The organism is Rhodococcus sp. KB6, assembly GCF_001445685.1.
In the GTDB taxonomy this organism is placed as follows: Bacteria; Actinomycetota; Actinomycetes; order Mycobacteriales; family Mycobacteriaceae; genus Rhodococcus_F; species Rhodococcus_F qingshengii.
Genome location: NZ_LNAK01000134.1, coordinates 525,217 through 544,855 on the forward strand (window position 1 = coordinate 525,217; position 19,639 = coordinate 544,855).

21 protein-coding genes are annotated in these 19,639 nt (G+C 63.0%); 15 read left to right on the forward strand and 6 right to left on the reverse strand.

The features are described 5' to 3' along the window. Positions 1 to 17: 17 nt before the first annotated feature. On the forward strand, positions 18 to 839 hold the full coding sequence (locus ASU23_RS22410) for an acyl-CoA thioesterase II (RefSeq protein ID WP_003943337.1): 822 nt from the start codon (positions 18 to 20) through the stop codon (positions 837 to 839). Positions 840 to 874: 35 nt separating this feature from the next. Here the strand turns inward: ASU23_RS22410 and ASU23_RS22415 are convergent, their stop codons facing one another. Further along, a complete protein-coding gene (locus ASU23_RS22415) occupies positions 875 to 1,498 on the reverse strand; it encodes a hypothetical protein (protein ID WP_003943324.1) in 624 nt (207 codons plus the stop codon). 79 nt (positions 1,499 to 1,577) lie between these two features. On the opposite strand from ASU23_RS22415, the gene tesB reads away from it, so the two are divergent. Together tesB and pdxT are read left to right on the forward strand one after the other, a co-directional pair. Further along, a complete protein-coding gene (gene tesB, locus ASU23_RS22420; protein ID WP_007732935.1) occupies positions 1,578 to 2,447 on the forward strand; it encodes an acyl-CoA thioesterase II in 870 nt (289 codons plus the stop codon). Next, on the forward strand, positions 2,447 to 3,052 hold the full coding sequence (pdxT, locus tag ASU23_RS22425) for a pyridoxal 5'-phosphate synthase glutaminase subunit PdxT (protein ID WP_047269319.1): 606 nt from the start codon (positions 2,447 to 2,449) through the stop codon (positions 3,050 to 3,052). Before tesB ends, pdxT begins: the two co-directional genes overlap by 1 nt. Before the next feature lie 25 nt (positions 3,053 to 3,077). Here the strand turns inward: pdxT and ASU23_RS22430 are convergent, their stop codons facing one another. Both ASU23_RS22430 and ASU23_RS22435 read right to left on the reverse strand, forming a co-directional pair. Beyond that, positions 3,078 to 3,755, reverse strand: coding sequence for a response regulator transcription factor (locus tag ASU23_RS22430; protein WP_058038730.1), 678 nt, complete (start codon positions 3,753 to 3,755; stop codon positions 3,078 to 3,080). After that, complete coding sequence (locus ASU23_RS22435) at positions 3,710 to 4,924, reverse strand: sensor histidine kinase (protein ID WP_223304454.1); 1,215 nt, start codon at positions 4,922 to 4,924, stop codon at positions 3,710 to 3,712. The genes ASU23_RS22430 and ASU23_RS22435 overlap by 46 nt, the downstream gene beginning before the upstream one ends. A gap of 111 nt (positions 4,925 to 5,035) precedes the next feature. Between ASU23_RS22435 and ASU23_RS22440 the strand changes: the two genes are divergently transcribed. Together ASU23_RS22440 and ASU23_RS22445 are read left to right on the forward strand one after the other, a co-directional pair. Then, on the forward strand, positions 5,036 to 5,236 hold the full coding sequence (locus tag ASU23_RS22440) for a hypothetical protein (RefSeq protein ID WP_003943331.1): 201 nt from the start codon (positions 5,036 to 5,038) through the stop codon (positions 5,234 to 5,236). 1 nt (position 5,237) lies between these two features. Then, a complete protein-coding gene (locus ASU23_RS22445; protein WP_253741435.1) occupies positions 5,238 to 5,933 on the forward strand; it encodes a GAP family protein in 696 nt (231 codons plus the stop codon). 18 nt (positions 5,934 to 5,951) lie between these two features. Here ASU23_RS22445 and ASU23_RS22450 read toward each other — a convergent pair whose 3' ends face one another. Next, positions 5,952 to 6,872: a hypothetical protein gene (locus tag ASU23_RS22450; RefSeq protein WP_058038731.1), complete on the reverse strand. Its 921-nt coding sequence runs from the start codon at positions 6,870 to 6,872 to the stop codon at positions 5,952 to 5,954. Further along, positions 6,869 to 7,225 carry a GntR family transcriptional regulator gene (locus tag ASU23_RS22455; RefSeq protein ID WP_058038732.1) on the reverse strand — a complete coding sequence of 119 codons (357 nt, stop codon included), beginning with the start codon at positions 7,223 to 7,225 and terminating at the stop codon, positions 6,869 to 6,871. Before ASU23_RS22455 ends, ASU23_RS22450 begins: the two co-directional genes overlap by 4 nt. Positions 7,226 to 7,370: 145 nt before the next feature. Here ASU23_RS22455 and ASU23_RS22460 point away from each other — a divergent pair, with 145 nt between their 5' ends. The 10 genes from ASU23_RS22460 (at position 7,371) to ASU23_RS22505 (ending at position 18,949) form a co-directional block, all read left to right on the forward strand. Beyond that, complete coding sequence (locus ASU23_RS22460) at positions 7,371 to 8,123, forward strand: YebC/PmpR family DNA-binding transcriptional regulator (RefSeq protein ID WP_058038733.1); 753 nt, start codon at positions 7,371 to 7,373, stop codon at positions 8,121 to 8,123. A 123-nt stretch (positions 8,124 to 8,246) separates the two neighbouring features. Beyond that, positions 8,247 to 8,816, forward strand: a complete 570-nt coding sequence (gene ruvC / locus ASU23_RS22465) for a crossover junction endodeoxyribonuclease RuvC (RefSeq protein ID WP_003943325.1) — start codon at positions 8,247 to 8,249, stop codon at positions 8,814 to 8,816. Then, positions 8,813 to 9,412: a Holliday junction branch migration protein RuvA gene (gene ruvA / locus ASU23_RS22470; RefSeq protein ID WP_007732953.1), complete on the forward strand. Its 600-nt coding sequence runs from the start codon at positions 8,813 to 8,815 to the stop codon at positions 9,410 to 9,412. Before ruvC ends, ruvA begins: the two co-directional genes overlap by 4 nt. Then, positions 9,409 to 10,506 carry a Holliday junction branch migration DNA helicase RuvB gene (ruvB, locus tag ASU23_RS22475; RefSeq protein ID WP_003943304.1) on the forward strand — a complete coding sequence of 366 codons (1,098 nt, stop codon included), beginning with the start codon at positions 9,409 to 9,411 and terminating at the stop codon, positions 10,504 to 10,506. Before ruvA ends, ruvB begins: the two co-directional genes overlap by 4 nt. A gap of 138 nt (positions 10,507 to 10,644) precedes the next feature. Then, a complete protein-coding gene (gene yajC, locus ASU23_RS22480; RefSeq protein WP_058038734.1) occupies positions 10,645 to 10,992 on the forward strand; it encodes a preprotein translocase subunit YajC in 348 nt (115 codons plus the stop codon). A gap of 197 nt (positions 10,993 to 11,189) precedes the next feature. After that, positions 11,190 to 12,911, forward strand: a complete 1,722-nt coding sequence (gene secD, locus ASU23_RS22485; RefSeq protein ID WP_007732956.1) for a protein translocase subunit SecD — start codon at positions 11,190 to 11,192, stop codon at positions 12,909 to 12,911. Then, complete coding sequence (gene secF, locus ASU23_RS22490; protein ID WP_007732958.1) at positions 12,908 to 14,131, forward strand: protein translocase subunit SecF; 1,224 nt, start codon at positions 12,908 to 12,910, stop codon at positions 14,129 to 14,131. The genes secD and secF overlap by 4 nt, the downstream gene beginning before the upstream one ends. 2 nt (positions 14,132 to 14,133) lie before the next feature. Continuing rightward, on the forward strand, positions 14,134 to 15,864 hold the full coding sequence (locus tag ASU23_RS22495; protein WP_058038735.1) for an ABC transporter substrate-binding protein: 1,731 nt from the start codon (positions 14,134 to 14,136) through the stop codon (positions 15,862 to 15,864). A gap of 41 nt (positions 15,865 to 15,905) precedes the next feature. Then, a complete protein-coding gene (locus tag ASU23_RS22500; RefSeq protein ID WP_172827086.1) occupies positions 15,906 to 16,439 on the forward strand; it encodes an adenine phosphoribosyltransferase in 534 nt (177 codons plus the stop codon). A gap of 98 nt (positions 16,440 to 16,537) precedes the next feature. Continuing rightward, complete coding sequence (locus ASU23_RS22505) at positions 16,538 to 18,949, forward strand: bifunctional (p)ppGpp synthetase/guanosine-3',5'-bis(diphosphate) 3'-pyrophosphohydrolase (RefSeq protein WP_003943344.1); 2,412 nt, start codon at positions 16,538 to 16,540, stop codon at positions 18,947 to 18,949. A gap of 52 nt (positions 18,950 to 19,001) precedes the next feature. Here ASU23_RS22505 and ASU23_RS22510 read toward each other — a convergent pair. Then, positions 19,002 to 19,639 (reverse strand): peptidylprolyl isomerase (locus ASU23_RS22510; RefSeq protein WP_058038736.1); only part of this gene is annotated, 638 nt, incomplete at its 5' end.

Sequence of the window (19,639 nt, forward strand, 5' to 3'; positions counted from 1 at the left end):
GAAGATGTGGAGCATCGATGGCGAGGATCGAAGAAATTCTGGAGTTGGAACGCCTCGAGCGGGACATCTTTCGAGGAATCATCGCGGAGACCACCCTGACCCGCACTTTCGGCGGCCAGGTCGCCGGACAGGCATTGGTGTCGGCGGTACGCACGGTCGATCCGGCCTACTCGGTTCATTCGTTGCACGGATATTTCCTGCGTCCGGGAAATCCGATGGAGCCGACGGTTTTTCTGGTTGATCGTGTTCGGGACGGTCGATCGTTCGCGACCCGCTTGGTCACCGGAATTCAAGACGGGCAAGCCATTTTCACGATGTCGGCGTCCTTCCACGTCCAAGACGAAGGCATCGAGCACCAGGACGAGATGCCACCCGTTCCTGACCCCGAGACCTTGGCCATCGCCCAGGATTCGGAGGATCCCGAGACTGCGTGGCTGGCGCGTGAGTGGTCCGATTGGGACCTTCGAATGGTGCCGAAGGCCGACATCGACAAACGTCCGGGCGCTGCCGCGCAGCAGCAAGTGTGGTTCCGTTCCCGCGAGGCACTCCCGGACGACCCGGTATTTCACGTGTGCACGCTTGCCTACATGAGCGACATGACGCTGCTCGGATCTTCTCGCGGCCCCCACATGGACGTCGCCATGCAAAGCGCTTCGCTCGATCACGCCATGTGGTTCCTGCGGCCGTTCCGCGCCGACGAGTGGCTGTTGTACGACCAGACGTCGCCGTCAGCGGGCTTCGGTCGCGCCCTGACGCAGGGACGAATCTTCGACAGCCGAGGAAATATGGTTGCTGCAGTCGTCCAGGAGGGTCTGACCAGGCTGTATCGCCCGAAGTGAGGTCGGCCGACGTGAGATCAATCGCAGTGAGACCTTCACTGGCGAGACCGCACCGCAGGCCGGGCCGGATGGTCGTATCTGACCTCGAAATCGACCTCCTCGGACACTTCTGATCGGTGTTCGAGGAGTGCCTCGACGGTCCACAGATCTGCCTCCGGTGTGTGCCGCCGCATGGCAGGTTCGCTCATGTCCAGGCGGACGCTGACGTCGAACTCCAGCCCGCGCCCGAGCAACATCGGACCGGCGATCACGATGACCGCGCGCTCATGGACGGGGATACGGGTCGACCGAGCCGATCGATCGGTGGGTTCGTCCCAGAGTTTCGGCAAGAACGCCCGTTTTGTGCGGGCTGCGGTGATCACTTCACGATCGAGTGCCGGATAGTCGAACCAGATAGTACGGTAACTCAGCGCATCCTCGTGGCCGAACTCGTATCGCAGCGAAGCCGGCCGCACGTAGTCGTGCAGTGACACAACAGCACTCGGCCTGTTGCGCGACTCGACGGCGGTGCCGACCAGTTCCGCGAGCCGAGACGGCTGTGCACAATCAGGTCCGTCGATCGCTACTACCGCCACCGACGGAAACGATCCGCTCAGCGTTGCAATCTGCTCGGCCAAGGCGAGGGGACTGGACGGGATGAATGTACTCACGCCCACCATGGTGCCGTGCCCGCTCGCCGAGGCGATATTGTGAACCGTCATCGCGCCCAGTGCGGCGGTCTATGTTTTCGGAGGACTCATGGTTGGTATCGAGGAGATCCTCGCGCTCGAACACCTGGAGAAGGACATCTTCCGTGGGGCGGTCCATCCCACCGCACTTCAACGGACGTTCGGCGGGCAGGTTGCCGGGCAGTCGTTGGTTTCTGCCGTGAGCACCGTTGACGAGAGCTACCACGTGCACTCGTTGCACGGATATTTCCTGCGCCCGGGCAATCCGAAGATTCCGACGGTCTACCTGGTGGACCGCATCCGCGACGGGCGCTCGTTCTGCACCCGCCGGGTGAATGCAGTTCAGGACGGCAAGACGATCTTCACGATGTCGGCCTCGTTCCACGTCGACGACGAAGGTATCGAGCACCAGGACCGGATGCCCTCCGTTCCGGCGCCGGAGGACTTGCCGGATGCGCAGACCGTTCCGAAGTTGGCTGAATCGCAGTTCTATCAGGAGTGGAAGAACTGGGACATCAGAATTGTGCCCGCTGAGCAGAGCGCGTCAGCGCCGGATCTCGCCGCGCAGCAACGCGTGTGGATGCGCTACCGCGAGGCTCTGCCGGATCGTCCGCTGCTGCACATCTGCACGCTTGCGTATCTCAGTGACATGACCCTGCTCGGAACTTCGAAAGTCCCGCACCGCGGCGTGAAGACGCAGACTGCTTCGCTCGATCACGCGATGTGGTTCCTGCGTCCGTTCCGGGCCGACGAGTGGTTGCTCTACGACCAGACGTCGCCGTCGGCAGGTTTTGGTCGCGCGCTCACCCAGGGGCGTATCTACGATCGCGATGGCAACATGGTGGCAGCGGTGGTTCAGGAGGGTTTGACGCGTCTCGAACGCGAACCCGACAGCCATGAGAGCAAGAACAGCCGTGAGAACAAGACAGGAACTGTGTGATGACGCGTCCGTTGATCGGTGTACTCGCCCTCCAAGGTGATGTTCGCGAACACCTTGCCGCACTCGATGATTCGGGAGCGGATGCGGTGGGTATCCGGCGCCCGGAGGAACTCGACAAGGTCGATGGCATCGTGATCCCCGGTGGCGAATCCACCACGATGAGCCGGCTTCTGCAGGTGTTCGAACTGTTGGATCCGCTTCGTGAGCGTCTTCGCGGGGGGCTGCCGGCCTACGGTTCGTGTGCCGGCATGATTCTGCTGGCGAGCGAGGTACTCGACACCCGGCCGGACGCCGAACATCTCGGCGCCATCGACATGACGGTGCGCCGCAACGCTTTCGGCAGACAGGTCGATTCTTTCGAGTCCGACCTGGAGTTCGAGGGCATCATCGGAGATCCCATCCGCGCCGTCTTCATCCGCGCGCCGTGGGTGGAGCGAGTTGGACCGGGCGTAGAGGTTCTTGCGCAGGTTCCCGCCGCCGCGGGGGAGGCCGCGGGCCGGATCGTCGCGGTTCGGCAGGGCTCGGTGATCGCCACTTCTTTCCATCCCGAGGTTACCGGGGACCGTCGAGTGCACGAGATGTTCGTCGATCTGGTTCGCGGATAACTGGAGTAGTCAGCCTCGGCCGAACCTACAGCTCCAGTTCGCGGGCAAGGATCGCCGCCTGGACGCGTGAGGTGAGGTGCAACTTCGACAGAACTCGCGACACGTGCGACTTCACCGTCGGAGCACCGACACCGAGTTCACGCGACAGTTCGGCATTGGACAGTCCCGTCCCCAACAGCGCGAGCACCTCGCGTTCACGATCGGTGAGCTCGCTCAATCCCAGCGGTTCGGTGGGTTTGGGTGCACGCTGAACGAACTCGCCGATCAGTGCACGCGCCGCGCGAGGAGCGAGCACTGCATCTCCGGCCGCGACGTTGCGGATAGCGCTGGTCAGCTCGTCCGCGGTCGCAGTCTTGAGCAGGAATCCCGAAGCACCGGCGCGCAGGGCCGCGAAGACGTATTCGTCGAGGTCGAAGGTGGTCAACACCAGAACCCGGCTGCGGGTCGTCCCGATGATCTGACGCGTCGCCTCGATGCCGTCGGTGCCTGGCATCCGGACGTCCATGAGTACGACGTCGGGTTGATGCGTGCGGGTGACGGTGATCGCCGACGCTCCGTCACCGGCTTCTGCAACGACATCGATGTCGTCGTGCTGCCGCAGGATCATCGCGAGTCCGGACCGGATCGCGGCGTGGTCGTCGACCAGGGCGACGGTGATCACTGATCCGTTCCGTTCGGCGCGGGGACCGGTAGCTGTGCGCATACCGTCCATTCTCCGTCGACCGGAAGTGCGTCGAGTGAACCGCCCAGCAGTTCGGCGCGGTGACGCATGTTTGCAAGTCCGTGCGTTCCCGCCCGAAAACTGGATGTGTCGCGACCGACGGGGTTTCGGATCTCGATCTGTAATGCATTGTGCTGGAGAGAGATCGACATCGAGATCGGTGCACCAGGCGCATGCTTGAGCGCATTGGTCAACGCCTCCTGGGTGATCCGGTACGCCGTGTGATCGACCACGCTCGGCAGGTCGGCAGTATCGATGTCGATCGCAACGTGCACGGCGGCGCCGGCTGCCCGAACTGCGTCCAGGACGACGGGCAACTCGGTCAGCCGCGGGGGAGAGGAACGCGGGTCCGGGGTCTCGTCGTCCCCGGCGTGGAGCAGTTCGATCATCGACCGCATCTCGGAAAGGCCCGCGAGACTGCTCGATCTGATCGCTCCGATCATCTCCCTCAATCCGTCGTCGGGTTGGCCCCGTTCACCGGAGAGAGCTGAGGTGGACAGTGCCGCCTCCGAATGGATTGCGATGGCGGAGAGGTGGCTTGCGATGACGTCGTGCAGATCGCGCGCCATGGTTGCTCGTTCGTGAGCGACCGCGGCCTCGCGGTCCAGAGCGGCGAGTGCTTCGTGGACTCTGGAACGCTCGCGTTCGGCCTCGGTCAGTTCGACTTGTCGACGGATGACCAGTGCCCACCACACCGGCGTACCGAAGAACAGAGCGGTCACGACGCCTGCCCCAGCCGCAGCGCGGACGTCCTGGGCGGACAGGTAGACGAGGGCTGTGAGCGCGGCAACCGTCACTGCGGTCAGAGAACAGACCACTCGGCCCAACCGCGCCGTCCCGTACAGAACTGCGGCGTAGGTGAGATCCGAGAGGACCAGCCACATCGGCAGAGTCGGGCCAAGGGCGGCGTCGACCGCGACGATGACGGCCCCCGCCGCCAAGGCCGTTGCCGGACGCACCCGCCGGAACGAGTCGATCGCACACAGCAGAGCCAGCATCCCGATCCGAACCCCGGCGGGAACGTCGGCGACACCTCCGACATCGGTCCACATTTGGTACAGGCCGACCAGGTAGAGGAGTACCCCGATCGCGAACAGGCCGAAGGCGATGAGCGGATCGTTCCACTTGCCGACACTCCGACTTCTGGTCACCACAGACTTATCAGAGCACATCGGGGCGCCTGACTTGTCATACCAAATGATGAGGTCGGCGTTGTTCCGATGGCTGATGTGCGGATTCGAGAGAGAAGACAGGCTCGACGTATGAAAATTCGCTTCGAGTTGATGATCGGCATTCTCTTGGTCGTCGGTGGCGGCTGTCTGTGGCTGTTCGCGCGTGACGCCGAGTTCTTCTGGTTTCGCGGCGGACCACTCGGCGTGATCCTCGCGATCATCGGTGCCTTCGACATCGTGAATGCAGTCCGAACGAGGGAGACAGCGATACCCGAGCGCCGAAACGACTGACGTGGAACTCGTCCTGCTCACCACGCTGGGCGGGCTCGCCCTGCTGGACAGTACGAGCATCGGAACATTGGTCGTCCCGGTCTGGATGTTGTTGATGCCGGGACGACCGCAGGTTCGCAGGCTGCTGACGTATCTGGTGGTCATCACGACGTTCTATTTTGTTGTCGGGGTGGCAGTCTGGACGACGGCACGGGCAGGTATGCCTGTCGTCGCCCCGCTGCTCGAAACCCCCGCCGCCCGCGGTGCGCAGTTGATACTCGGTATCGCGTTGTTCGCGTGGAGCTTTCGATTCGATTCCGAGAAGAGGCGCACATCCGGTCAGGCCGATCGAACCCATGTTTGGCGAGAGCGGGTGCTCGGCTCGGGCAGTTCCGCGAGAAGTGTTGTACTTCTGGCAATTGCTGCCGGGACCGCCGAGTTGGTGACGATGCTGCCCTACTTGGCGGCGATCGCGATGATCACCGCTGCTGGGCTGTCCGCAGTCACGTCTGCGTCGATACTTGCCGGATACTGCCTGATCATGGCCACTCCGGCAGTGCTTCTGTTGTGCGGGCGGATCGTGGCCGGCGACCGACTGGACAAGCCGCTGAGCGGGTGGACTCGTTCATCTCACGCCACGGCGACAGCGCGATGGGTTGGGTGTTCGGCATTGCCGGCTTCTACCTCGCCGGCAATGCCGCTGCCGTGTTGTTCGTGAATTGACGTTGTTCGTGAATCAACCAGCCTGAACCAACGAATTGATCAGCTTCACACCGTCTTCCGGGTGATCGACGGTCACGGCGAACAGTCGTCCGTTCTCGAGAGTGACCACGATGGCCTCACCCGAGCGGAGAGTGACGGCTGTTCCGCGCGGTGTCATTCGGTAACCCCATCCGCCCCATTCGGCCGGACGTATCGCGTCGACTGATGCGGACTTCACCTTCGAGATGGGGATCTTCTTCCATCGAACGCCCCAGGAACTGATGCCGACACTGTGACGGTCGACGCGCACGGTGACCGACGCGAATGCTGTGACGGCGAAGGTGGACACACCCAGGATCACGGCAACCCACCAATCCGAGTACGCGGCAGTCGCGATCACGAGAACTACGAGGCCGGCGGTAACGATCCACGGCCAGATGCTGCGGACCTGCCCGACCCACACTGCACGTTCGGAGGCCGTGAGTGGAGTGTCGAGCGTCGGGGTCGGCAGTGGCGACTCCGGGCCGCTTCGTTGCTGGTCAGGCAGCGCGTATGCCAGAACTCCTACGAGTACCGCCGCGATCGGCGCAAGAATCCACCAGCCGATGCGCGCGTCCTCCGGCGACCCGGCGTCGATCGTCAGGGCGACGCTCAGAATCCAGATCGTCGCCAGTGTCGCACTCGAGATCGAGGTTACGGCGAGAAACAAGGGCGCGTTGTCGCTCGAACGGGCCGCGACGACACACGCGCAAACGACTGCCACCAGTGAAATCGCCAGCGCGATGAAGAAAAAGGTCGTCGTGGTGCTGAAGCCGTCCGGGGTCGATCCGGACCAATGGCTCGCGACGGTCTCGGGTAGGCGGTCACCCCACGCGAAGCGTGCGAGAACCAGTATCAGGGTCGGGATCAGAGTCAGCGAAGCTGCTGTCCAGAGTCGGATCTTGCTGGTCGTCATTGTGTGCTGGTCTCCTTGATGAGGTCGAGCATGTGCGCAGTGTCGAGTCCGAGATTTCGGGCCTGCCGTACGAACTCGCGCGCAGATTCGTTGAGAGCTGTTCTTCCCGAGTCGAATTCGGCGCGAATGACGGCGCCACGTCCGCGTCGGAGGTCGATCAGGCCTTCGTCGCGCAGTGTTGCGTACGCACGAAGAACCGTGTGGAGATTGACGTCGATCGACTCGGCGAGAGCGCGAGCGGACGGCAGGCGGTCACCTGGTCCGATCTCACCGCGGATGACCGAGCCACGAACCCCGGCTGCAATCTGCTCCGCGAGTGGAGTTGTGGAGGCGTGATCTATTCGGACCATCATGTTTGCATTCTATGCAAACAATGCGCGGTTTGACTAATTCGTGTCGGGGGATGCAGCGAGTTGTGACGTGGGACGGGTAACATCGGCAGAGCTGAAAGACGCGCATTCGGCGTGCGCAACGCAGCAGGAAAGGGGCTTGAATCGCATGAGCGGCCACTCAAAATGGGCCACCACCAAGCACAAGAAGGCTGTGATCGACGCACGTCGTGGCAAATCCTTCGCGAAGCTGATCAAGAACATCGAGGTGGCGGCACGAACCGGCGGTGGCGATCCCACGGGCAACCCCACCTTGTACGACGCCATCCAGAAGGCGAAGAAGACGTCTGTTCCCAATGACAACATCGAGCGTGCGCGCAAGCGCGGCGCCGGTGAAGAAGCGGGCGGCGCAGACTGGCAGACCATCATGTACGAGGGCTACGGACCCAACGGCGTCGCCGTTCTGATCGAGTGCCTCACCGACAACCGCAACCGCGCAGCCGGTGAAGTTCGCACCGCGATGACCCGTAACGGTGGCAACCTCGCTGACCCGGGTTCCGTCTCCTACCTGTTTGCTCGCAAGGGTGTCGTCATGCTCGAGAAGAACGGCCAGTCGGAGGACGACGTCCTGATGGCTGTGCTCGACGCCGGTGCCGAGGAAGTCACCGATCTCGGTGAAACCTTCGAAATCGTCAGTGAGCCACAGGATCTGGTTGCCGTACGGTCGGCACTTCAGGAAGCCGGCATCGACTACGACTCCGCCGAAGCCGATTTTCGCGCTTCCGTAGAGGTTCCCTTGGATGTCGACGGCGCACGCAAGATCTTCAAGCTCGTCGACGCGCTCGAAGATTCTGACGACGTGCAGAACGTCTACACCAACATCGATCTGTCCGACGAGGTTCTCGCGGCGCTCGAAGACTGATTGCTTTCAACTCAACCCGGCCCTGACGTCCGCGTCCGGGCCGGGTTGCGTGTTGATGCGGGGTAGTAGTCCCGCGCACCGCTAAGCTATCGAACAGCTGTTCGGTATGGAGAGGTGTGACAAGTGCGCGTGCTCGGAGTGGACCCAGGCTTGACTCGCTGCGGGTTGGGAGTGGTCGACGGGAGCAACGGCAGGAAAGTGCGCCCCATTGCGGTCGACGTGGTGCGGACTCCGGCCGAGATGGACCTCGGTTCTCGGCTTCTGCGGATCTCCGATGCGGCTGAACTGTGGATCGAGCAGTACAAGCCGGAGGTGGTCGCGATCGAGCGCGTGTTCGCGCAGCACAACGTCAGTACCGCGATGGGGACGGCGCAAGCAGGCGGAGTTGTCGCGCTCGCTGCCGCCAGACGCGGCATTCCGGTGTGTTTCCACACGCCCAGCGAGGTGAAGGCCGCCGTCACCGGCAGCGGTAACGCCGACAAGGCGCAGGTCACTGCGATGGTGACGCGAATTCTGAATTTGAAGACGGCGCCGAAACCTGCTGACGCTGCCGACGCTCTGGCGCTGGCGATCTGTCACTGCTGGCGAGCACCGATGATCGAGCGGATGGCCCGCGCCGAGGCGATGGCCGCTGAACAAATGCGTAAGTATCAGGCAAAATTGGCCGAGACGAAGAAGGCAGGTTCACGATGATCGCGTCGGTACGCGGCGAGGTACTCGATATTGCGCTCGATCACGCGGTCATCGAAGCGTCAGGTGTCGGCTATCGGGTCAACGCCACCCCGGTGACTCTCGGTGCGCTGCACCGGGGAAGCGAAGCGCGACTGTTCACGACGATGATCGTTCGCGAAGACTCGATGACGCTGTACGGTTTTTCCGATACCGAGTCGAAGGACCTGTTCAGCCTCCTGCAGACGGTTTCCGGAGTCGGACCGCGCCTGGCGATGGCAACTCTCGCAGTTCTCGAACCGGACGCGCTGCGGCGGGCGCTCTCGGAAGGCAACCTGACGGCGTTGACGAGGGTGCCCGGTATCGGAAAACGCGGCGCCGAGCGCATGGTTGTCGAACTGCGTGACAAGGTCGACGCCGTCGCGACGACGGCCGGCGCGGCGTCCGGCGTCGTCGTCGGCAGCTCGATCCGTGATCAGATCGTCGAGGCTCTCGAAGGTCTGGGCTTCCCGATCAAGCAGGCTGAGCAGGCCACGGATTCGGTTCTGGCGGAATCGCCCGAGGCCACCACGTCGGTCGCACTGCGTTCCGCTCTGTCGCTGCTCGGTAAGACTCGATGAACTTCGACCCGATCGACGATTTCGACGACGAGTCGCAGGTCTCTGCCGAATTGGTGGCGGGAGACGGTGATGTCGAAGCGAGTCTGCGCCCCAAGAGTCTCGACGACTTCATCGGTCAACCTCGTGTTCGCGAACAACTGCAGCTCGTGCTCACCGGAGCAAAACTTCGCGGCAGCACGCCTGATCACATCCTGATGTCCGGTCCCCCCGGGCTCGGCAAGACGTCGATGGCGATGATCATCGCGGGGGAGTTGGGCTCTTCTCTGCGGTTGACGTCCGGACCGGCGCTCGAACGCGCCGGAGACCTGGCTGCGATGCTGAGCAACCTCGTCGAGGGCGACGTGTTGTTCATCGACGAGATTCACCGAATCGCTCGTCCGGCCGAGGAGATGTTGTACCTGGCCATGGAAGACTTCCGTGTCGACGTCGTCGTCGGTAAGGGGCCGGGCGCCACGTCGATTCCTCTGGAGGTTGCACCGTTCACGCTGGTCGGTGCGACTACGCGGTCGGGTGCTCTGACCGGTCCGTTGCGCGACCGCTTCGGGTTCACCGCTCACATGGATTTCTACGAACCCGAAGAGCTGCAACAGATTCTGATGCGTTCGGCCGGAATTCTGGGCGTCGATCTCGAAGTTGACGCCGGTGCCGAAATCGCACGACGCTCGCGGGGGACACCGCGTATCGCGAACCGATTGCTGCGCCGGGTTCGCGACTTCGCCGAGGTGCGCGCCGACGGAATCGTCACCATGGACGTCGCTCAGGCGGCCTTGGCCGTCTACGACGTGGACCAGTTGGGCTTGGACCGTCTCGACCGTTCGGTACTGAGTGCTTTGGTGCGTTCGTTCGGCGGCGGGCCCGTCGGCGTGTCGACGCTTGCGGTGGCCGTCGGCGAGGAACCGTCGACGGTGGAAGAAGTGTGCGAGCCGTTCCTGGTCCGGGCCGGAATGATCGCCCGGACGCCGCGAGGACGTGTGGCTACCGCCGCTGCCTGGACTCAACTCGGAATGACACCGCCGCCGGATGCCGCAGCGGGCGGTATCGAGGTTCGTGTCAACGAACCGCAGGCCACGTTGTTCGATCCGAACGGCGAGTGAATTTCGACTGGAAAGGCCTACTTGAACGGCCGATCTGTCAGGAATCCTCAGCAACTAATGGCACACTGGTGTATTGCGTAGGTCCATCCGGGACCATCGCGGCGTAATACGTGCAACACAACCGAGGTTGATCAACACATGTCGAGTTTGCTTTTCCCCCTCTTGATCCTCGCACTGCTGGTGCCCATGTTCCTGGGCATGCGCAAGCAGAAGAAGGCCTTGGCCGCGACTTCCGAGATGCAGGACTCGCTGCAGGTCGGCGATCGGGTGCAGACCACGGCCGGGCTCTACGCCACGATCGCTTCCCTGGACGACGACACCGTGGACCTCGAGATCGCGGACGGTGTAATCACCACCTGGTCGCGTCTGGTCATCCGTGAGCGCGTCGTCGAGACGATCGAGACCGACGAGTACGACGACGACTCGATTTCCGAGATCGAAGAGTCTGCTGCCGATACCGAAATCCGGCTCACCAAGGAGTCCTGACTTCGTCGAACTGGTACGTGTTCTAGAGTTGTGAACTCGGACACACGTCCAGATTGTCTTGTCCGCTCTTACACCAGCAGCTCAGTTCACCCCGTTGATCAATCGTTGCAGTTCGAACGCCGCAGCTCGGGTGGTCGTCGACCACCCGAGCCGTGCACTTACTGAAGCTCTGCACCTACCGAGGAGACTTAAAGATCGTGGCACCTTCCACCGGAACGGTGCATCCGGTCCGCTACCTGGCCCTTTTCGGGGTCCTGGTAGTGGCACTGTATGCCCTGGTGTTCTTCACTGGAGACAAGTCGGCCACGCCGAAACTCGGCATCGACCTGCAGGGTGGAACGCGCGTCACGTTGACCGCTCGTACCCCGGACGGCAGCGCTCCCAGTCAGGACAGTCTCAAGCAGGCTCAGGAAATCATCGAGACCCGCGTCAACGGTCTCGGCGTTTCCGGTTCCGAGGTCGTTGTCGACGGTGACAACCTCGTCATCACCGTTCCCGGCGACGACAGTGCGCAGGCTCGCTCGCTCGGCCAGACCGCTCGTCTGTACATCCGCCCGGTGACGGGTTCGATCGACGTCGCCACCCGTGACGCGAATCGGACAGCTACACCTGAGGCGCCGGCGGCCGAAACTCCGGCCACTGATGCACCGGCCCCCGAAGCACCCGCTGACGGGACGCAGACGCCGCAGAACCGTCCGTTCCTGGCTCAGGACCCGACTACTCCCGAGGCAACGCCCGCGCCGCAGACAACGACTCCGGCCCCCACCGGGGACGCGCCGAGCGACGGCACCGACGAAGGCGACGCAGCAGCAGCGGAAATCGCCGCAGCGCGCGCCCTCCGACAGAGCAGCGATCCGACAGTGCAGCAGCAAGCAGTGGCGAACCTCGACTGCTCCGTCGCGGATCCGCTCCGTGGAAACGACGACCCGACCCTGCCGCTGGTCGCGTGCTCGCAAGACGGACTGAACATCTATCTCCTCGGTCCTTCGATCATCGACGGCCAGGAGATTGCCGACGCGTCTTCGGTCTTCAACTCGCAGCAGTCGCGCCACGAGATCAGCCTCTCGTTCAAGACGACCGGCAGCAACACCTGGGCCGAGTTCACCTCAGCCAACATCGGCAAGCAGGCAGCGTTCACGCTCGACTCGAAGGTCGTCAGCGCTCCCACGATTCAAGGTGCAACGCCTGCGGGTAGCGCCACCTCGATCACGGGCAGTTTCACTGCCGAGAGTGCCAAAGAACTTGCCAACACACTGAAGTACGGTTCGCTTCCGCTCTCGTTCGCAGCCTCTGAGGCCGAGACGGTCTCGGCCACGCTCGGCCTGGCCTCACTGCAGGCGGCATTGATCGCCGGCGCGGTCGGTCTCGTTCTCGTTCTGCTGTACTGCCTCGTCTACTACCGCATGCTCGGCGTCCTGACGGCGTTGTCGCTGATTCTCTCCGGAGTCATGGTCTACGCGATCATGGTTCTGCTCGGCAGATACATCGGCTTCACGCTCGACTTGGCCGGCATGGCTGGTCTGATCATCGGTATCGGTATGACCGCCGACTCGTTCGTCGTGTTCTTCGAACGCATCAAGGACGAAATGCGTGAGGGCCGTAGCTTCCGCTCGGCGGTGCCACGCGGTTGGGCAAGAGCACGCCGAACAATTCTTTCCGGCAACGCGGTGAGCTTCATCGCCGCTGCAGTTCTGTACGTGCTGGCGGTCGGACAGGTGCGAGGCTTCGCCTTCACCTTGGGTCTGACGACCATTCTCGACGTGATTGTCGTGTTCCTCGTGACGTGGCCACTGGTCAGCATGGCGTCCCGTTCGGCGTTCTGGTCCAAGCCCAGCGTCAACGGTCTCGGCGCAGTGCAAGAGGTTGCCCGCGAACGTAAGGTTGCCGCCGCTGCGTCGGCTAAGGAGACACGAGCATGAGCGAGTCCAACAACTCCCCGGTGGGGTCCACCAACAGTTCCGCCGCCGAGTCCGCCGATGCGGCGGCCCGGTCGGAGATCACCGACTCAGGCGTCGATCAGGGCGCGATGCCCAAGCACAGCTGGCTCTCGCGGTTGTACACCGGAACGGGTGCGTTCGAGGTCGTCGGCAAGCGTCGCTTCTACTACGGACTGACCGGCGCTCTGGTCGCCATTGCGCTGCTGAGCATCATCCTGCGCGGCTTCACCTTCGGTATCGATTTCGAAGGCGGATCACGCATTCAGTTCCCGGCCGAGGGCGGAGTCGAGACGTCGGCGGTGGAAACCGTCTACTCCGACACACTCGGGTTCGAACCGGTCAGCGTGCAGACAGTCGGCTCGGGTGCCAGCGCAACCGTGCAGATCCGGTCGGAGACGTTGAACGCGACGCAGATCAACGATCTTCAGTCGGCTCTCTTCGACGAGTTCCAGCCCAAGGACAAGAACGGGAACCCGTCGGCGCAAGCCATCAGTTTTGCGGACGTGAGTGAAACCTGGGGTGGCCAGATCACCAAGAAGGCGCTGATCGCGCTGATTGTGTTCCTGGTGATCGTGAGTATCTACATCGCCATCCGCTTCGAGCGGGACATGGCGGTAGCTGCGATCGTTGCGTTGTTCTTCGACATCATCGTCACTGCCGGCGTCTACTCGCTCGTCGGTTTCGAGGTGACGCCCGCGACGGTGATCGGTTTGCTCACCATTCTCGGTTTCTCGCTGTACGACACGGTGGTGGTGTTCGACAAGGTCGAAGAGAACACCCGCGGTGTTCTGCATCTGACGCGCCGGACGTACGGCGAGCAGGCCAACCTCGCGGTGAATCAGACCTTGATGCGATCGATCAACACGACCGTCATCAGTGTGCTCCCGGTGATCGCTCTGATGGTCGTCGCGGTCTGGATGCTCGGCGTCGGCACACTCAAGGACCTTGCGCTCGTTCAGCTCGTCGGCATCATCGTGGGTGCGTACTCCTCGATCTTCTTCGCGACGCCGCTCCTGGTGTCGATGAAGGAACGCTGGGGACCCGTTGCCGCGCACACTCGTAAGGTGCTCTCGCGCCGGGCTACGCTGGCCGAGAAGGGTACGCAGACGGTTGCCGTCGGCGCACCAGTTGCACGCCGTGCGCCGGTTGCTCCGCAGCCGGGTGCGCGGCCGACCGGAAAGCGAAACAAGAAGGGGCACTGAACATGCTCCCAAGAACACGCACACTGGTTCGATCGATGACGTTCGTTGCGGCCACCGCTGTGGCTGCGGGTTCGTTGGCGGCCTGCTCGGAAAGCGCCGAGCAGGTTCCGTCCATCGGATATGCCATCGACAACTCCATCTCCACGTACAACGCCAACACGACAGCTGGATCGGTGTCCGGGGCGATGGCCGCGTTCGGCCGGGTGCTTCCCGGCTTCACGTTCACCGGCCCGGCCGGAGCACCTGTCTCCGACACCGACATCGGAACGGCGTCTGAGTTGCCCGGTGACGTGCTCACGGTCTCGTACAAGCTCAATCCGGCGTCCGTGTACTCCGACGGGATTCCGATGTCCTGTGACGATCTCGTCCTCACCTGGGCGGCGTCGAGTGGCAAGTTCACCGAAGACGTCGATGGTGCCGTGAAGCCCATGTTCGACACGGCGAACAATCTCGGATACGCGGACATCGACCGGATCGACTGCCAGAGCGGGGCGAAGGACGCGACGGTGTTCTTCAAACCCGAGCGATCGTTCACCGATTGGCGGTCGTTGTTCGGTGCGACTGCGTTGATGCCTTCACACGTCGTGACGCAGCGCACGGGTGTCAGCGACGTGGTGAGCGCGGTGAATGCCGGTGACACCGAAGCGTTGTCGAAGATCGCGGACTTCTGGAACACCGGGTGGAACCTGACTCCAGGTCAGGTGGACACCTCCGTACTGCCCTCCGCTGGTCCGTATCGAATCGACTCGTACAGTACCGACGACGGCCTGGTGCTGGTCGCGAACGAGCGGTGGTGGGGCAACAAGCCTGCGACCGATCGCATCGTCGTCTGGCCACGTGGTGTGAATCTGACCGAGGATCTCGACAAGAACTCGATCGAGGTAGTCGACGTCGCTTCCGGCTCGGCTGGCGAACTCGGTACTCCGTCCGGGTTCGACGTCCAACAGATTCCGTCGCGGTCGATCGAGCAGTTCGTTCTCGCGACCTCTGGTTCGCTGGGCGACGAAGCCGCCCGTCGAGCGTTCGCGCATTGTGTTCCGCGTACGACCCTGTTCGAGAAGTTCGGGCGGACGGAGAATGCGCCGCAGGCGGGTCTGGGTTCCGGCGTGGTCGATTCGCGACTGATGGCGCCGGATTCACTCGTTTACAGCGACGCCGCTGCGGTCGACGGTGATCGGTACGCCAATGCCGACATCGAGGCTGCGAAGACGTCGTTGTCGGAAGCCGACCTCGACCAGTTGACCGTCCGGGTCGGGTACCTCGCACCGGACCCGGTGCGGGCGCAGATCGTCTCCGAAGCGAAAGCCGCGTGTGCTCCGGCGGGAATCACGGTCGAGGACGCAAGTAGCGACAGCTTCGATCCTGCGAGTCTGCAGACTGGGGGAGTCGACGCCGTGCTTTCCGGCATGGCAGGCAAAGTCGGCGCAGGCGGAACAGCGAGCATGATCGACGCGCGTGGAGCGCTGCGATCGGGCAACGGCGCAAACCTCGGTACGTACGGAAATGCCAGGATCGATCAGATCATCGATCAGTTGAACGTGGATGCGAGCACGAGTGCGCAATTGGGACTCTCGGTGGAGGCGGAGAACATCCTGTGGACCCAGGTGCCTACGATTCCACTGTTCAATCAACTACGAACTGTCGCTGTAGCTCCAGGCATGTCGGCAGTGTTGGTCAATCCGACTCGGGCCGCTACCGGCTGGAACATGGACAGATGGGTACTACGCAGATGAGCGTCTCGAATGGTGTTGCCGTGCACACGACTGAAGAATTGATCGCAATCCACCGGGCTGCCGGGGACGCCGTTGTTCGGCTGACCCGCTGGGCGGACAACTTTCCCGGTCCCGGTGTTCGGTTCGCCGATCTGACTCCGGTGTTCGCCGACGCCGAGGGGTACGGGGCCGTGCTCGATGCCCTTGTCGCCTGTGCTCCGGACGCCGACACGATCGCCGCCGTCGATGCTCGTGGATTCCTGCTCGGTGCCGGTGCGGCCGCGAAGATGGGTGCGGGAGTCGTTGCCGTGCGGAAGGTCGGCAAACTGCCGCCGCCGGTGCTCTCTCGTTCGTACAGCCTCGAGTACGGATCCTCGACTCTCGAGATTCCCGCAAACGGCTTCGATCTCACCGGGCGGAATGTTCTGGTGATCGACGACGTTCTGGCTACCGGAGGGACACTCGAGGCGGCTGTACAGTTGGTCGAGTTGGGTGGAGCGAACGTCGTCGGCGTCGCAGTGGTGCTCGAGATCGAGGAACTGCGCGGTCGAGATCGCTTCTTGAAGTACCCACTGACATCACTGGTGAAGGTCTGAGTATTAAAGTTGTCTCCTGGGGGTCGAGTTAGACCTCCAGGGCAATTACCCGATGCAGGGCGGTTGCCTCAACCAACTCGGTGGTAGGAGGTGGCGACATGACGTCGAATCTTGATCGATCACAGAACTCGGGTGCAGTGTCGCAGGAGACGGGTGCAGTTCCGGCTCCGGAGACGACACCATCGAAGTCCGCGGTGCCCGACGATTCGGGATCTGCGCAAACTACCGGCAATCGGGGTGGGCAGAATCTGGCCGTGCCCGCTTCCGCCTCCCGTAGGGTGCGCGCTCGGCTTGCTCGACGCATCACCGGTCAGCGCAACGCCACCATCCGCCCGGTGCTCGAGCCGTTGGTCAGCCTCCACCGTGAGCTGTATCCGAAGGCCGACCTCGCGCTGCTCCAGCGTGCGTACGACGTCGCCGAGGACAGACATTCGAGCCAGCGGCGCAAGTCCGGCGATCCGTACATCACGCATCCGTTGGCCGTCGCAAGCATTCTGGCCGAGTTGGGTATGGACACCACCACCCTCGTCGCAGCCCTGCTGCACGACACCGTCGAGGACACCGGGTACTCACTCGAAGAGTTGACCAAGGACTTCGGTGACGAGGTCGCTCACCTCGTCGACGGCGTCACCAAACTCGACAAGGTCGTTCTGGGCACCGCCGCCGAGGGCGAAACCATCCGCAAGATGATCATCGCGATGGCGCGGGACCCGCGCGTGCTCGTGATCAAGGTCGCGGATCGTCTGCACAACATGCGCACGATGCGATTCCTGCCGCCAGAAAAGCAGGCACGTAAGGCGCGAGAGACTCTCGAAGTTATTGCGCCACTTGCACATCGACTTGGAATGGCGACCGTCAAGTGGGAACTCGAGGACCTCTCATTCGCCATCTTGCACCCGAAGAAGTATGACGAGATCGTTCGACTGGTCGCCGATCGCGCGCCTTCTCGTGACACCTATCTGGCCAAGGTTCGCGCCGAGATCAACTCGACCCTGTCCGCCTCGCGGATCAACGCCATCGTCGAAGGCAGGCCCAAGCATTACTGGTCGATCTATCAGAAGATGATCGTCAAGGGCCGCGATTTCGACGACATCCACGATCTGGTCGGCGTCCGCATCCTGTGTGAAGAAGTGCGTGACTGTTACGCCGCGGTCGGCGTTGTCCACTCACTGTGGCAGCCGATGGCCGGACGCTTCAAGGACTACATCGCACAGCCGCGCTACGGCGTCTACCAGTCGCTGCACACCACCGTCGTGGGACCGGAAGGCAAGCCCCTGGAGGTCCAGATCCGGACCCAGGACATGCACCGGACCGCGGAGTTCGGTATCGCCGCGCACTGGCGGTACAAGGAGACCAAGGGCAAGCACGCGGGCGACATCGCCGAGGTCGACGACATGGCGTGGATGCGTCAGCTACTCGACTGGCAACGTGAAGCGGCCGATCCGGGGGAGTTCCTCGAATCGTTGCGTTACGACCTCGCGGTCAAGGAGATCTTCGTCTTCACGCCGAAGGGTGACGTGATCACGTTGCCTGCCGGATCGACTCCCGTCGATTTCGCGTATGCGGTGCACACCGAGGTCGGGCACCGATGCATCGGTGCCAGGGTCAACGGTCGGTTGGTCGCGCTGGAACGAACTCTCGAAAACGGCGAAGTGGTGGAGGTCTTCACGTCGAAGGCTGCCACCGCCGGGCCGAGCCGAGATTGGCAGACGTTTGTCGTCTCGCCGCGTGCCAAGGCGAAGATCCGGCAGTGGTTCGCGAAGGAACGCCGCGAAGAGGCGCTTGAGTCCGGCAAGGATCAGATCGCGAAGGAAGTCCGCCGCGTGGGACTTCCGTTGCAGCGGTTGATGAATGCCGAATCGATGAGCACGATCGCGCACGAACTTCGCTATCCCGACGTCTCGGCGTTGTACACGGCCGTAGGCGAGAGTCAGGTGTCGGCGCACCACGTCGTGCAGCGACTGGTTGCTCATCTGGGCGGCGTCGGCGCCGTCGAGGAGGAACTGGCCGAGCGTTCGACGCCGTCGACCATGCCGGTGCGCACCCGCAGTACGGGTGACTCCGGAATTCTGGTTCCCGGAGCACCCGGCACGGTGGCAAAACTCGCGAAGTGTTGCACGCCGGTACCGGGCGATTCGATTCTGGGCTTCGTCACGCGTGGCGGCGCGGTCAGCGTGCACCGTACCGACTGCACCAACGCCAACTCGCTCCACGATCAGTCGGAGCGAATCATCGACGTCGAATGGGCACCGTCAGCGACATCGGTGTTCCTGGTCGCGATCCAGATCGAGGCACTCGATCGTCATCGGTTGCTTTCCGACGTCACCAAGGCGTTGGCAGACGAGAAGGTGAACATCCTGTCGGCCTCGGTCACCACCTCAGGTGACCGAGTGGCGATCAGCAAGTTCACCTTCGAGATGGGCGACCCGAAGCACTTGGGTCATGTTCTCAACGTGGTTCGTAACGTGGAAGGCGTCTACGACGTCTACCGCGTGACCTCTGCTTCGTAAACTGCTGTGCGCCTTTATTAACCGCGGGCGGTTAATAAAGGCGCACAGGGGGTCAGGCGACTACTGCAGTCTCGATGGTGATCGGGGTGTTGGGTGCACCGCCGCCGGTTGCTCCCATGCCACCGTCGTCGCCGTCGGCCGCGATCTTCTCGATCGTCGCCAGGCCGGCGTCGTCGATCTTTCCGAAGACCGTGTAGTTGGGCGGCAAGACCGAATCCTCGTAGACGAGGAAGAACTGACTGCCGTTGCTGCCCGGTTTACCCGAGTTGGCCATTGCCAGCGTGCCGCGGGGGTAGACGGCAGGCAAGGAGAGTGCCGGATCGTTAGCCGGGTAGGCAGTGGTCGGGTACTCGTTGTCGAAGCCATAGCCCGGTCCGCCCGTGCCCTTGCCCGAGGGATCGCCGCACTGCAGGATCTGTAGACCGGGTGTGGTGACGAGTCGATGGCACGGGGTGTCGTCGAAGTACTTCTGCTCGGTCAAGCTCACGATGCTGTTGACCGTGCAGGGGGCTTCCGCCCGGTTCAGTTCCATCCCGATCGGGCCGGCCGTAGTCGTGAGCGCGACGTTGACGGTTCCCTCGGTGGACACACCCGTGGAGTTCGGCGGATTGACGGTTTTTGCTGCACCCGCCGCGCTCGGGTACGAGCAGTCGACGGTCGCCGAGGCCGGAGTCGGGACAGGCGGGAGGG